This is a genomic window from Alkalicoccobacillus porphyridii, assembly GCF_007293315.1.
GTDB classification, from domain to species: Bacteria; Bacillota; Bacilli; order Bacillales; family Bacillaceae_D; genus Alkalicoccobacillus; species Alkalicoccobacillus porphyridii.
Map to the genome: position 1 here is coordinate 24,004 of NZ_VLXZ01000013.1, position 14,240 is coordinate 38,243.

The following is a 14,240-nucleotide window of genomic DNA, read 5'->3' on the forward strand; positions in this document are numbered from 1 at the left end:
TGTGTTTTGATAAGAAGGATATGTGAATGTTATTGATGGAGGGTACATAATTGATTGAATATAAAAATTTACTTAGAGGAATTGCAATGGGAGTAACTGACGTGGTGCCAGGTATAAGTGGCAGTACGATTCTTATGGTCTTGGGCGTCTATGAACGATTTATTGCTTCATTAAGTGGTTTAACCAATCCACGCGAATGGAAAAAAAGCTTAGGGTTTTTGGTTCCACTTGGGCTCGGTGTTGTTACTGCAATGATCGTATTTGCTCGTGTCATCAGATGGTTTTTAGATCACCACCAACCTGTTACACTTTTTTTCTTTATTGGTTTAATAGTAGGTATACTCCCAATACTTGCTGGTGAAATTAATATACGCCGTTCCTTTAAGCCTATTCATTACGTTCTGTTAGTCATTGCATTTATTTGTATAGCTTTCACTGCATTGATTCCAAGCGAGGTTGACCTTATGACAAACTTAAGTATGGGTGACTACATCCTTTTATTTGTCTCAGGATGGCTTGCCAGTGCAGCATTAATCCTACCCGGAATTAGTGGTGCCCTAGTGTTCCTTTTGCTTGGTGTGTATACAACAGTCATACATGCAATATCTGAATTTCAACTTTTGATTATATTTGTTGTTGGGGCAGGGATTGCCGTTGGTATGCTCCTAACAAGCAAGTTAGTTCGCTACCTATTCGCAAACTATACCACCTATACATATGCTGTCATGATTGGACTTGTTGCTGGTTCAATTGTTGTGATTTACTCTAATGTTCTGCCAGGAGGCTCTGTATTAGGTTGCACACTTACCTTCTTAGCCGGTTTAGTCATAGCTTACCTATTAGGAAAAGTTAAAAAATAATTAATTAGGTCTGAACCCCGTGATGAAATTGACATTGTTACGGTGGTTCAGATTTTTTTGTGTAGGTTTTTCTATCGCTTTCAATAAAAATAGTTTTATGCTTATACATTGACGGCATGAACGACTTAAAATAAAATATATATACATTAACTAGGTAAAGGGGTGATTCGATGGGGCAGTGAATAGAATTCGTGAACTTGCGGCAGTATCTAAAGTAACAATATTCTCTGGTATGACTCATACCGTACAGTTTTTGTTTCACACACAGCGCAACCGAATCACATTCAACTTTGCAAGGATTAAGGAAACAACGTCATAACAAGATTTAGCTTGCTTTATACAAATAGGAGGTGACCCCTCTTTATAGAGGGATCTTTTTGGACAATATATACTTAAATTTGTTTTTTGTGGCTATATTAATTGCTCTCACTGCTTTTTTTGTGGCATCTGAATTTGCCATTGTTAAGATTAGAAGTACAAGAATTGATCAGCTCATTCAAGAGGGTCAAAAAAGTGCAGTTCTAGCCAAAAAAGTAACCACTAACTTAGATGAGTATTTATCTGCTTGTCAGCTTGGGATTACCATTACCGCCTTGGGTATTGGACGTTTAGGAGAACCAACCTTTGAACGCATGCTGCATCCGGTTATTGAATCATTACCGCTTGCGAGTGGTGCCATTGTAACAACGGTTAGTATTGTCGTTTCATTTATGATTATGACATTTCTACATGTTGTCATTGGTGAGCTTGCGCCGAAGACATTGGCAATTCAAAAGGCAGAGCGAATCACGCTGTTGCTTGCTCCTCCTTTACGTGCTTTTTACTTTATCATGTACCCGCTTATCTGGTTCTTAAATGGTGCTGCCCGTCTTTTAACCCGTTCTTTGGGACTAAAGAGTATGTCAGAGCATGATGTCACTCACACTGAGGAAGAGCTGCGTTTAATTCTTTCAGACAGCTATAGAGGTGGAGAGATTAATCAGTCAGAATTCAAATATGTAAGTAAAATCTTTGAATTTGATAATCGAGTAGCTAAAGAAATTATGGTTCCACGAACTGAAATTTCAGCTATTTCTATTGATGAACCAATGAATAAAAACTTAGAATTTATGCGTAAAGAACGATTTACCCGATTTCCTGTAGTAGATGGTGACAAGGATAACATCCTTGGGGTCATTAACGTCAGAGAAGTTCTAACAGATATTGTTTCACCTGATGTGACAAAAGAAATTATATTAAATGATTATATTCGTCCTGTCATCTCAGTGATTGAGTCGATTCCAGTTAATGATTTGCTTATCGAAATGCAGAAGCAACAAACTCACATGGCCATTCTCTTTGATGAATATGGTGGAACCGCTGGGTTGATTACAGCAGAAGATATCATTGAAGAAATCGTTGGAGAAATTAATGATGAGTTTGATGTGGAAGAAGATCCGCAAGTTCAAAAGATCAGTGATGACCATTACATCATTGAAGGGAAAACGCTTATCAGTGATGTTAACAAGCTGTTACATCTTGAACTAGACGAAACGGATGTAGACACGATTGGTGGATGGCTACTTACAGAGAAGTACGATATCGCTGTAAACGAAGCCATGGAGTATGATCAATTCACATTTACAGTGATTGAATTTGATAACCACCAAGTCAAACGCATCGAAATTATGAAACAGCAAAGCAATCCGCAATTAGCAGAACAACTAGCATCCACATAATGATTAAAGGCTTGGAAAGAAGTATTATAATTAATCTAAAAGCTGAAGAATGTTGGAGTCTCTCCATTCATTGTTCAGCTTTTTTATTGTACAAACGAGGATAGTGTCACTCCAGAAATACAATTCACACGCTCAAGTACATAGAGGAATTGGAGGTTATCTGAGTAACAGTTCTTCGGTGGTCGCTCCCAAAAATGGGGGCATGCTTACCGTGGGAAGTTATTGAGGCCACTTTATATGATAGTGAACCTTCTATCAAACAAAAACAGTCCGAATTGTTGGTCCTTTGACTAATCGGGAACATGAGCGAAAGGAGAAAACGTAGACTCCTACGGAACAGAACGAGTCTGAAGTTCATTGAAGTGGCGCACTTCCACTTCAAGGGCTGAGGCCGTTCCCGTGGAAAGCGAATTTTTCTCCTGTAGCGGATTTAATGCAATGTACGTGTTTCTAAGCAAGAACTATAGTTTGGTCTCGAACTTTATCTTACAACACCCCGCGTTTTGCTTGTTGTTCTACGTTTAGTGAATCTAGGTGTGCGGTGCGGTTTGTATAGTGTATTAATGGTGTGTCCTGTTCTACCTGCCACTCTACCAAGGTCACGCTCGTATTTCCAATCACAAAAGGACGTTGGAGGGTAGACCATTGTTCTTTTGAGATTAGGTACATAAGAAAAATACTGATAAAACCACCATGAGAGACGAGAGCCACTGAATCTTTTTTATGCACTTTTGTTAATTGATCTAATACGTATTCACAGCGTGCAGTTAGTTCGTCTACCGTCTCTGTGCCGGCAATGCCTGAGGTGATAATCGATTTTTCTTGAGTGATTGGATATTTCACTTTTATTTCTTCTCTTGTAAGTCCTTGCATTGGTCCTAGATGCACTTCTCGAATCTTGTCCCAGGTATGAATGGTTACGTCTTTCACTTCACCAATCTTTTTCGCCGTTTCATAAGCTCTGGTTAGGTCGCTACTATATAGAGTGTCTAAGTGTATATCCTTAAAGAAGGAGCCGATTAGATCTACTTGCTTTTCACCAAGGCTAGATAACGGGAAGTCCATTGACCCTTGTATTTTTCCTTCGAGGTTTCCTTGTGATTCTCCGTGCCGAATTAAATATAATTTCAATTTGACTCCCCTTCTCTTTCCCAATCTTTTTTATATTGATTTGCTTTTAGCTGTAGTTGTTCAAGCATCTCTAGAAAATGCTCTAGCTGCTCTGGCTCGGCTGATTCTGCTTCAACTGAGTCCAAATTGGCGAGTAATAGCTGTAATCTGTTTTTTAAATAGGAAATTTGATCCTTCTTTTCATGCACTGCTTTCCCCATATCATCTCTCCTATCCTTAAATACTAGTTACTTCTAAAAAGCTTAACAGAATCATACTTATAGCTCAAATCGTAAGAGAACTTTTCACTTTCAGTAATTTGGGTTATGATAATCTTGAAAACTTGGTGAAGGCTGTGTGTAAACAGCTGACTTAAAGGAGACTTACTGTGTTAGAGACTTCAAATAAACCAATTACACCTAAATATGATCCGTGGGAAGCCTACATGGACATAAAGGATTATGGTCAATTGGCATTAACAAATATAGAATTTACAACTACTACCTTATGTAATATGCGCTGTGAGCATTGCGCTGTTGGATATACGTTAAGCCACAAAGATCCTGATGCATTGCCTTTGCAGCTGATGATAGATCGTTTAGAGGAGCTCCCACAATTGCGAGCACTAAGCATTACAGGTGGAGAACCGATGCTTTCTGCCAAATCCGTCAAGGAATATGTGGTTCCTCTGCTTCAATATGCCCATAGACGAGGCATACGAACACAAATAAACTCCAACTTAACGATGAAGCTGGAGCGGTATGAGGCCATTCTGCCGTATCTGGATGTATTACATATCTCCCATAATTATGGAAGCGTCGATGATTTTTGTGAGATTGGTTTTGCTATGATGGAAAAAAAGCCGACCCGTAAGCAACGTGAAGCATATTTCGAACGGATGGTTGAGAACGCTAGGGAATTAACCAAACGTGGTGTATTGGTTTCTGCTGAGACGATGATTAATAAACGAACCATTCCCCATTTAAAGGAGATTCACGAACAAATTGTAGAGATGGGCTGTCAACGTCATGAGGTTCACCCGATGTACCCTGCAGATTTCGCTAGTGCTCTTGAGTCAGCTTCTTTAGACGATATACGTAAAGGCATACACACCCTACTTGATGTTCGTGATCCAGAGGTCTGGATGCTTTTTGGAACGCTTCCATTTTACCCATGCAGTGATCATCCAGAGGATCTTGAACTACAAAAACGACTTTACTCTGCCAAAAACGTAACCGTCCGTAATGATCCAGATGGTCGTTCAAGGTTAAACGTTAATATTTTTGACGGCTCTATTATTGTGACTGATTTTGGAGATATTCCGGAGCTTGGCAATATTCAGGACACTTCATTGCAATCCGCATATCATACCTGGATGCAATCAGACGTCAGTCGCTCGGTTTCATGTCACTGCCCTGCGGTTCAATGTCTAGGACCGAATATCTTAGTAAAAGATGCCTACTATCCAAAGGTTGATTTCTTAAAACGCAGCTCTAAGATCTCCATTTAATTGGGTTAATTCTTAGCCATATACGTAAAAGAAAGATAATCTTGAATAGGGATCCAAGCACCTATACCTTGTTGTGTAACATTTTTAACTTCCAGTCTTTTCTTACCATTCTTTATCACAACATACACCTCTCCATAGGTGACATTCCCTTTCTCTTGAACGGCAGGGACATAGGCATTTAAATAGCCAATCTGTGATGTCGATACATTATACGTTTGGCTTGTACGTGTGCCTTGACCAATGACCGTATCAAAGGAAAGAGGAAGCTGGGTTGTTTGGCCAGCATGAATCATCATCATCTTCCGAACAGCTTCTGAATTGGGGATGGCAGCTGATAATCCTCCTGATATTTTTTTCTGTTGATCCTGTGAATAGGTCATTTGAGCTGGAGCATGACCTCCGCGGTTATCTACATAATTGGTGTTTACTTTTTGATATTGCCAGTTCACTTCGGTTCCAGCTGATTCATACGCTAGTGGCCATTCACCTAGATAAACGGAGACTCTTAGGCCAAGACCAAGAAGAGGATTGCCTACATGCGATTCATTTAATAAACGAATGAGATCAGGGTTCGCAATTTTCTCATCGGTCGAATCAAGAAACTCCTGTGCAAGCTCACTCGGATGTAAATAAGGCAAGTCCTGCGTACCATTGGTGTACGTGTTTTCTTTTGAGATCGATAAAGCAGAGTCGGGAACCTTATATGGATTTTCTGCTGCCTCTTTGGCAAAAGCAAATGGTTGAGAATGAAAAAGCATTGTAACAATGACAATGATAGAAAAAGCAAGCTGCTTCATACGTAAGACACCTCCATTTTTTTATGGAAGTAGTTTACACCCAGTCAGTCTATATTATGTATTTCTGTCGTAGTTCGTGGAGGTATTTATGAAGGAAAATCATCCAAGCTATCGTTTCATCATGCTCATTGTGATGGTTGCGATCGCTGGTTTCGCCCAGGGCATGTTATTGCCTTTGCTTTCAATTATGCTTGAGGAAGCTGGTGTTTCTTCTGCACTAAATGGATTAAATGCCACTGCTCTCTATATCGGCATCCTACTTGCCTCCCCTTTTATTGAAAAGCCTGTTCGCACATTTGGATATAAACCAGTCATTACCATAGGCTTACTTGTTATGACTGTAAGTCTTTTGGTTCTGCCTCTTTGGACCTTCTTTTGGTTCTGGTTTGTCCTGCGGATGATTATTGGTATTGCTGATAATATGGTTCATTTTGCGACACAGGTATGGATTACCTCTACAAGCACCGCAAAAAATCGGGGGAGGAACATATCCATTTACGGATTAGCGTTTGGACTTGGCTTTGGCGCTGGCCCACTAATGATCCGTTTATTAGAGATTGCTGAGTGGTTACCTTTCGTTATCTCAGCAGCGTTGACATTTATAACCTGGCTATTTGTATCAAGGTTGGCAAATGAATTTCCTGCAGCCGATTTTGATACGCGTGGCCCCGCTTCCACACTTGCTCGTTATCGTTCAGTACTAAAATTAGCCTGGTTCTCGCTTATTCCAGGATTTGCATACGGTTATTTGGAGGCATCTCTTCATGGCAACTACCCTGTTTATGCATTACGCTCCGGCTTAAGCATTGAGCAAGTCTCCTTACTCCTTCCAGCCTTTGTTGTGGGCGGCTTAATTACCCAAATTCCTTTAGGGCTGGCAAGCGATAAATTTGGGAGAAGACTTATTGTCCTGTCCATTGCCTTGTTAGGGAGTGTCAGCTTCTTCCTAATGATTGTAGCAGAATCCTCTCATGCCACACTGATTGCTTTGTTTCTGATAGGTGGTGGATTAGTGGGTTCCCTGTACTCTCTAGGTGTAGCCTATATGGCGGACCTAGTGCCCTCTAACCTATTACCTACCGCGAATGTGATGATGGCTGTAAGCTTTGGCCTAGGTAGTATCACGGGCCCTCTCATTGGAGGATGGTTCATTGACCTATTTGAACACGGCAGCATCTACTATTCCATAGGCGGGATGTTACTCCTTGTCGCATTGAGTGGTCTCTTTTCAAGACAACCGACAACCTCCACATAAACAACAAAAACGGCAGCGCTAGGCTGCCGTCTTTGTTCCTTTAGACGTTATAGAAGAATTATTCATTTAACAATTTGGGGTCGAATCGATCTTTGCCTTTCACAGGACACCTCACTTCTAAATTGTTAGATATAACAATCTCGAAAGTCATGAGCACTGTGCATTCGTATCACCTCATAAGAAGAGATCAAATAACAAGAAACGGCTCTATCCTATTGCACATTGAACTTCAACTGTAACGAATACAGGATCGGAAGCAGATAAACTGTCTTCCATGACATTAATATGTGCAAGTAAAAAGAACTTATTCATCCAGATGAGGCTTTTTTAATTGCTTTACCTCAAATGCTGCTTCCTTAGCAGATTCAATCGCCTCTCGTGAGCTCAACCGAATATGATTGGCTGTATCCGTAAGTCTTTTAATATCAGCAGACAAATCAGAAACAATAATAGATACCTCGTTAGCTGTTTCCTTTGCTTGTTCAATAATTTCCTCTCGATTGTCGCGAATGAATACAAATGCCTCCGCAGTTGAATCCTTTACATTCTTCACTTCTTGACACACTTGATCACGCCACTCTTTCTTAGACAACACAGCCGCAATCCCAATCACGGCAATGCCACCAAGCACTAAAGATGTACATGACCCTTTTGAACAAGACTTTTTCATCAACTGTTATTCCTCCCTCGAACCTAGACTGCTCTTATCATATCAAGAAATTCAGCCAAAAAGAAAGGCATGTCCCCTTTGAACGCTAAATAAAAAGAACAGCCACCTTGAATGAGCTGTTCTTGAGCATATTAATTATAAGCCTCTACAAGTAAAGCATCTGTTTCAAGGACCTCAAACTGATTTGTAGACTTCTCTTTAATTTCTTTAAGTTCCGAAGCCATCTGCTCCATCTGTTTCTCAATCATATCAATTCGTTTCTTCTCTGAAATAGTCATATTAATCTCCCCCATCTCATCTGACTGAACACTCGCTCAGATTGATTATATAAAAAAAGATCGCTTGCATTTATATATTAAAAATATAGTAACAATTTTCAATCAATTTGTAAAGCCTAATAATTAGATTTTATTCGAGCACATTCGACTTTGTTAGTTAATTTTAAAAATTGTCACAATTTTATGTTTGAAAGATAATCTCACGTGATATACTACTATTAGAATAAATAAAATTGGTTAGGTGATACAACGTGAGAAAACAATTTATTCGATTTGAAGATCTAATGGATCAAAACCGTACTGAATTGTTAAATGATGAAGACGCTTTAAACCGTCTCGATGACCGTTTAGATGAAAGAAACGCAGATAGAGAAAAAAAAGCAGAACACAATTAGACCGGAGTGGATTTTTAAGCATGACGCCATCATCTCAGAATGTGAGATGGGCGGGGTGCTTTTTTTGTTTGGGTGGGGAAGGTGGGGTTTAGTGAAGTGGGGCTTCCTTTTGGTGTATGGCCGGTGGTTCTTGGTGTGGTGCTGCGGCTCTTGGTAACAGGGTCATTCCTCTTGCTATGCTGCTGGTTCTTCTTGGTATGGCCCTGCGGTTCTTGATAACATGGACCTTCCTCTTGCTATGCGGATGGTTCTTCTTGGTATAGCCCTGCGGCTCTTGGTAACATGGCTCTTACTCTTGCTATGCGGTTGTTTCTTCTTGGTATGGTGCTGTGGCTCTTGGTAACATGATTCTTCCTCTTGCTATGCTGCTGGTTCTTCTTGGTATAGCCCTGCGATTCTTGGTAACATGATTTTCCTCTTGCTATGCGGCCGGTTCTTCTTGGTATAGCCCTGCGGCTCTTGGTAACATGATCCTTCCTCTTGCTATGCCACTGGTTCTTCTTTGTATAGCCCTGCGATTCTTGGTAACATGATTCTTCCTCTTGCTATGCGGCCGGTTCTTCTTGGTATAGCCCTGCGGTTCTTGGTAACATGGGCCTTCCTCTTGCTATGCGGCCGGTTCTTCTTGGTATAGCCCATTGGCTCTTGGTAACATGGTCCTTTCTCTTGCTATGCGGCCGGTTCTTCTTGGTATAGCCCTGCGGCTCTTGGTAACCTGGCTCCTCCTCTTGCTATGCGGCCAGTTCTCCTTGGTATAGACTTCGGCTCTTGAAAACCTGCTCTTTCCTCTTGCTAAGCGGCTCATTTTTCTTGGTTGTACTGTTGCTCTTCTTAACCCCGCCCCTTCTCCTCCCACTAAATATTCCCACCCCCACTCGCGATATAAAATCTCACGCATATTAATCCTTTTTTTACACAAGGTAACATCAACTATGCTTGAGAGGATGGAATAACTTGGATAGTGTGCTACTTTCAAGAATGCTGTTTGGTTCGTCTATGGCTTTTCATATAATCTTTGCGACGTTAACGGTGGGTATCACTCTTATGATTCTTCTTGCCGAGATCATGAGATTAATAAAGAAGGATAATGATTATACTTTGTTGGCTAAGCGCTGGACAAAGGGTGCTGCAGTTTTACTTGGGGTAGCTATCCCGTCTGGTACCATTGTTGCGATTATGCTCTCTCTTCTTTGGCCGCAGTTTATGAAAATTGTTGGTGAAGTCATTGCCTTGCCCTTCCAAATTGAGATCTTTGCCTTCTTTCTAGAAGCTCTCTTCCTATCTATTTATGTATATGCAGCTGATCGGCTTGGTCCAGTGACACGTTTGATTGCTGTGTTTTTTGTGGCGTTTGGTGCTGCAGCCTCTGCTATTCTCATTACCAATGCGCATGCTTGGATGAATACGCCAAGGGGCTTTGAGCTAGTAGATGGTCAGGTTGTGAATGTCGATCCACTTGCTGCTATCCAGGCTCCTAGCTTTTTTGTGACGGCACAGCATGTGGTTGGTACGGCTTTTATGGCTGGTGCATTTGTACTCGCTTCCGTTGCTGCTTATAAACTACTACAGAATCACTTGACCCAAAGAGAAACCACCTATCACCAAAAAGGTCTCGTTCTTTCCCTGATTGTTGCTCTAATCATGTCGAGCTTTACCGCTTTATCGGGTCATGAAACAGCGGTTATGCTTTACGAGGAATTACCGATAAAGCTTGCTGCCTCTGAAGGGTTATTCGAGACGACTGATAACGCTGCCCTAACTATTTTCGGTACACCAAGTGTGGAAACGGAAAGTGTGATTGGCGGCATTGAAATTCCTGGGCTGCTTAGTTGGATCGCCACTGGTTCGACAGATGGTGTGATTCAAGGACTCAATGATTTTCCCCAGGATGAGTGGCCTCCACTATTTATTCACACCCTTTTTAATGTGATGGTGGGTATCGGATTTATTTTGTTGGGCCTTGCCGCCATTGGCTGCCTTCTTTGGTTCATTCGCCGTAAGCATACTGAACTTCGCTTCCCAAAGTGGCTTCTTGCCTCCTTGGTTGCCTCGGGACCACTCGCCATTATTGGCATTGAAACCGGCTGGATTTACAGCTGTACAGGAAGACAGCCTTGGACGATTTACGGCATTCAGCGCACAGCAGATGCCGCTACAAACTCAGGAAACCTAGGCATCCTTTTCTTTTTGTTTTCTGTCCTCTATATCTTTTTGCTCGTTCTTACTGGCCTGGTTATGTATTTTTACTTTAAACGCAATCCAGTTTCTGATGAATTCACGACACAAAATGAAACGCTACAAAGCTAAAGGAGCGAGAATTCATGGACTCTTTAAACGTTGCCCTGATCATAATCTGGGCGTTTTTATTCATATATTCCATCGCTGGATCCATTGATTTTGGGGCAGGGTTTTGGGCCATGTATTATCAAAATCGGACAGATACAAAATCTTCAAGCATTGCAAACCGTTATCTCTCTCCATCATGGGAAGTCACCAATGTATTTCTAGTCCTTCTCGTTGTCGCCTTTGTTGGATTTTTTCCCGATGGTGCTGCCTCTGTTGGCACGTTGATGATTGTGCCTTTTAGCCTTGTGTTAATCCTCTTAACCATCCGTAGTGCATTTATGGTTTATTCTCACAGCGTTCAACGCTACTCACGCATTTTAACCATATTTTCTGGCACGACGGGTCTGTTAATCCCTGCCCTACTAATCACCATCCTCCCTGCAGCCATTGGCGGGTACATTATGAACGACGGGGTCCATCAATATATATTAGTGGATCGCCTGTTCTCAAGCTCTACCTTTTACACTCATATTGGATTTGGTCTGAGTACAGAGCTTTTTTTATCGGCGCTTCTTTTAAGTGACTATGCTCGTGCTGCCCATTCCATTGAAACGTATCAAACCTACCGCCGCAATGCGATGACACTTGGTCCAATAACTCTTGCCTTCGCTGCCGCAGCCATTTATACACTGATCCCTCATGCACCGTGGATGTTTGAAAACATTACAGAGCCTTGGCGACTCACATTGCTCGGTGCCTCACTCCTAGCTTTTCTCATTGGCTACAGCGCTCTGTGGTGGCCAACTAATAAATCTCGTCACATCGGTCAGCCTCGAATGGCGGTCATATTTATTATCATACAATTTGGACTAGCTAGCTTCGCCTATAGCTCTGCTCAGCTCCCTTACCTTCTCTATCCGGATGTTACTGTGCAAGAGGCCTTTACAAACGAAACGATGTTTAGGCTGCTTCTTTTCGGATACGCAGGAGGCATGGCAGTGCTTATCCCCGTCTTCATTTGGTTCTGGCGCCTATTTATGAAAGACAAAAGGTATTTGTTGAAGTAATAGGTAATACGTCCTTGCTCTTTCATGGGAGCAAGGACTTTCTTTTGGACTAAAGACCCCCATTTTTATTACAGAATCTTACTAAAAAGGACATTTGCACGATAGGAACGCACATCTTTATCCAGTAAAATAAAATTACTTGAAAAAATAGGTTTAGATATGAATATTAAGGTAATATATTGAAGGGAATAAGTTCAGGACCTGTATAACAGTGGAAGGAGATGCCCCCAAGTGAGTAACGAAATTAAGCTAGATCCTCAATTACAAAAAACAAACATCAGCAACATCCGCAACAGCTCCCAGAACCTACACACCATCACAACCGTATATAACGAAGGTTGGACAGAACTAGACGCGATTACACTCGCCAAACAAAACATGGTAGACCTACAAAGAGTCGTTAGACAATATAAATCCTTAGTAGATACAAACAGTAGCCAAATGGAATCGCTTATTGAACAATTTAGCCAAGCAGAAAAACAAGTGGCGGAGGGGATTACGAGAAGCTAGAAAAAACATTCTTTTTAAGAAGGTGAGATTAATGAGTGACGAAATTCAATTAAGTCCAGAAATGATGACAAGAAGATTTGAAACCATGCGTTCTAGGATTAATGAACTCACGATATCAAACAATTCATATTCAACGAACAATACTAAACTAGACTCTATTGATCTTCTTTTAGAAATTATGAGTTTATCACAGGATATACTTAATAATTATCAGAGCCTTGTCTTGTCGAATGCTGATCAAATAGAATCATTAGTTGATCAATTTATTCAAGCAGAATCTCAAGTTGCTACAGAGATTGCAAAGGGGTGATCTTATGTCAGAAAAATCAATTGATGCTTCACATACTATTTCGTTATTAGAGTCAATTGGAGAGACAGTTAATGATCAAAGCACTCAATTAAATAGTTATAGACGGTTTCTAAGTTCACAAGAAACTAGTCTTCGCATGCCATCTTCCGGGAAAACTGCAAGTAGTATTAATCGATTCTTAGTAGATGTACACCTTCCCATTGTCGAACATTTACAAACAGCACTTAAAGATTTCAGCTCGCATTGTGAGACAATGAGAAATCAAATATCAAATGAACTTTCCGAAGATGCTATAATTGATCAAGAGTTTCTTACATCCACGCTTCATAATAAACTTGACCAATTAAAAGATACAACTGAGAATCATGGTGAAGGCTTATTTGACCTGTCCAATGAATATAGTGATGTTGTGAGGCTCCCGAATTTCAATTACGCCTCAATTATTGAAGGATTAAGCTCATCTCAAAAAGATGCAGATGATACCGTTACCGCATTACATAATCTTGATAGTGAAATGAAATCACCTTTAGAGTCTGTCAGAGACTCATTTGATTTAATAAAAACATTGACGAGTCGCGTTGAAACCATGATTTCTTCTGGGGATATGTCGATAAGTAATTTCAGCAGATCTACAATCAAAAGTGAAGAATCGTATCAGGAATTAAATAAACAGGCTAACAGAAAAAATATTAGTGAAGGTTTAGGAGCAGTAAGTGGGTTTTTAGGTTATAGTGGTGCTTTACTAGTTGGCTCTCAAAACATTGCTGCTGGATTCTCCAAAGGGATAAATAAGGCTACAAAAACAAATTACACTCAATATAGTAGGACTTTAACAAGAAAATTCAACTCAATGGAATTCAGTAATAAATATATAGATAAGGCAAAATATGCATTCCATCAAGGGATTAATGCTACTAAAAGAGGTATTGTAGAAATAGCTATTGGAGCATCTAAGAATGAAACTATACGTTCTACTGCTCAAAAATTATCAAATTTTGAAGTTAATAAAGGTAGATTTGGTGATAGTGCAACTTATAAAGTTCTAGATTCAAAGTTTACTAGAGCTCTAGGTCCAATTGGCTGGGGAGCAACTGCCGCAACAAATATATATGATGAATTTTATGGGGAGGGTCATGAAGATAAGTCAGGAGTAACTAAGCTTTTTAGAGCTGGGGCAGGTACTTTGGTTGAAGGGGGTTCTGCAACAGCAGGTGCAGTTATTGGAGGTGCATTAGGATCTATAGCTGGACCGGCGGGTACATTAATCGGAGCTGGCGTTGGAAGTGTAGCTGGTGCTTATGTAGGTGAAAAAATAGCTCCTGCTATAAAAGATGGGGTTGAATATATAACATCAGGTCAACTCAAAGAAGACTTTAATGAGACAGTAACTAATATCGGAAATAAATATAATGATATAAAATCAAGTGTAGTAGGTTGGTTTAAATAGTACTATTTGTAACGAGGTGAAATTCAC

At 40.5% G+C, this 14,240-nt stretch carries 16 protein-coding genes; 11 read left to right on the forward strand and 5 right to left on the reverse strand.

Annotated elements, in window-relative coordinates; translation table 11 throughout:
* Positions 1-50: 50 nt before the first annotated feature.
* The 3 genes from FN960_RS17240 (at position 51) to FN960_RS17245 (ending at position 2,578) form a co-directional block, all read left to right on the forward strand.
* Positions 51-860 (forward strand): DUF368 domain-containing protein, encoded by an 810-nt coding sequence (locus tag FN960_RS17240; protein ID WP_260682046.1) that lies wholly within the window; start codon positions 51-53, stop codon positions 858-860.
* Between the two features lie 178 nt (positions 861-1,038).
* On the forward strand, positions 1,039-1,179 hold the full coding sequence (locus FN960_RS22910; RefSeq protein WP_185971084.1) for a hypothetical protein: 141 nt from the start codon (positions 1,039-1,041) through the stop codon (positions 1,177-1,179).
* Between the two features lie 58 nt (positions 1,180-1,237).
* Positions 1,238-2,578 (forward strand): hemolysin family protein, encoded by a 1,341-nt coding sequence (locus FN960_RS17245; RefSeq protein WP_143850105.1) that lies wholly within the window; start codon positions 1,238-1,240, stop codon positions 2,576-2,578.
* A gap of 486 nt (positions 2,579-3,064) precedes the next feature.
* On the opposite strand, the gene FN960_RS17250 is transcribed toward FN960_RS17245, so the two are convergent.
* Positions 3,065-3,709, reverse strand: a complete 645-nt coding sequence (locus tag FN960_RS17250; RefSeq protein ID WP_143850106.1) for a histidine phosphatase family protein — start codon at positions 3,707-3,709, stop codon at positions 3,065-3,067.
* On the reverse strand, positions 3,706-3,909 hold the full coding sequence (locus FN960_RS17255; protein ID WP_143850107.1) for an SE1561 family protein: 204 nt from the start codon (positions 3,907-3,909) through the stop codon (positions 3,706-3,708). Before FN960_RS17255 ends, FN960_RS17250 begins: the two co-directional genes overlap by 4 nt.
* 167 nt (positions 3,910-4,076) lie before the next feature.
* On the opposite strand from FN960_RS17255, the gene yfkAB reads away from it, so the two are divergent.
* Positions 4,077-5,198, forward strand: coding sequence for a radical SAM/CxCxxxxC motif protein YfkAB (gene yfkAB / locus FN960_RS17260; RefSeq protein ID WP_143850108.1), 1,122 nt, complete (start codon positions 4,077-4,079; stop codon positions 5,196-5,198).
* A gap of 5 nt (positions 5,199-5,203) precedes the next feature.
* Here the strand turns inward: yfkAB and FN960_RS17265 are convergent, their stop codons facing one another.
* Positions 5,204-5,995, reverse strand: a complete 792-nt coding sequence (locus FN960_RS17265; protein ID WP_143850109.1) for a YfkD famly protein — start codon at positions 5,993-5,995, stop codon at positions 5,204-5,206.
* Between the two features lie 88 nt (positions 5,996-6,083).
* Here FN960_RS17265 and FN960_RS17270 point away from each other — a divergent pair, with 88 nt between their 5' ends.
* The gene (locus FN960_RS17270) at positions 6,084-7,250 is read left to right on the forward strand and encodes an MFS transporter (RefSeq protein ID WP_143850110.1); all 1,167 of its coding nucleotides are present in this window, start codon (positions 6,084-6,086) and stop codon (positions 7,248-7,250) included.
* Between the two features lie 304 nt (positions 7,251-7,554).
* Here FN960_RS17270 and FN960_RS17275 read toward each other — a convergent pair whose 3' ends face one another.
* Together FN960_RS17275 and FN960_RS22915 are read right to left on the reverse strand one after the other, a co-directional pair.
* Positions 7,555-7,920: a hypothetical protein gene (locus tag FN960_RS17275; RefSeq protein WP_438799898.1), complete on the reverse strand. Its 366-nt coding sequence runs from the start codon at positions 7,918-7,920 to the stop codon at positions 7,555-7,557.
* 131 nt (positions 7,921-8,051) lie between these two features.
* The gene (locus FN960_RS22915; protein WP_185971085.1) at positions 8,052-8,198 is read right to left on the reverse strand and encodes a hypothetical protein; all 147 of its coding nucleotides are present in this window, start codon (positions 8,196-8,198) and stop codon (positions 8,052-8,054) included.
* A 251-nt stretch (positions 8,199-8,449) separates the two neighbouring features.
* Here FN960_RS22915 and FN960_RS17280 point away from each other — a divergent pair, with 251 nt between their 5' ends.
* From FN960_RS17280 to FN960_RS23350, 6 genes are all read left to right on the forward strand, one after another.
* A complete protein-coding gene (locus FN960_RS17280; RefSeq protein WP_143850112.1) occupies positions 8,450-8,593 on the forward strand; it encodes an FbpB family small basic protein in 144 nt (47 codons plus the stop codon).
* A 954-nt stretch (positions 8,594-9,547) separates the two neighbouring features.
* A complete protein-coding gene (locus FN960_RS17285; RefSeq protein ID WP_143850113.1) occupies positions 9,548-10,900 on the forward strand; it encodes a cytochrome ubiquinol oxidase subunit I in 1,353 nt (450 codons plus the stop codon).
* A gap of 14 nt (positions 10,901-10,914) precedes the next feature.
* Positions 10,915-11,946: a cytochrome d ubiquinol oxidase subunit II gene (locus FN960_RS17290; protein WP_143850114.1), complete on the forward strand. Its 1,032-nt coding sequence runs from the start codon at positions 10,915-10,917 to the stop codon at positions 11,944-11,946.
* A gap of 231 nt (positions 11,947-12,177) precedes the next feature.
* Positions 12,178-12,456 carry a TIGR04197 family type VII secretion effector gene (locus FN960_RS17295; RefSeq protein ID WP_185971086.1) on the forward strand — a complete coding sequence of 93 codons (279 nt, stop codon included), beginning with the start codon at positions 12,178-12,180 and terminating at the stop codon, positions 12,454-12,456.
* A gap of 31 nt (positions 12,457-12,487) precedes the next feature.
* The gene (locus FN960_RS17300) at positions 12,488-12,766 is read left to right on the forward strand and encodes a DUF5344 family protein (RefSeq protein WP_143850116.1); all 279 of its coding nucleotides are present in this window, start codon (positions 12,488-12,490) and stop codon (positions 12,764-12,766) included.
* A gap of 4 nt (positions 12,767-12,770) precedes the next feature.
* On the forward strand, positions 12,771-14,213 hold the full coding sequence (locus tag FN960_RS23350; protein ID WP_143850117.1) for a T7SS effector LXG polymorphic toxin: 1,443 nt from the start codon (positions 12,771-12,773) through the stop codon (positions 14,211-14,213).
* The last annotated feature ends 27 nt before the right edge of the window (positions 14,214-14,240 follow it).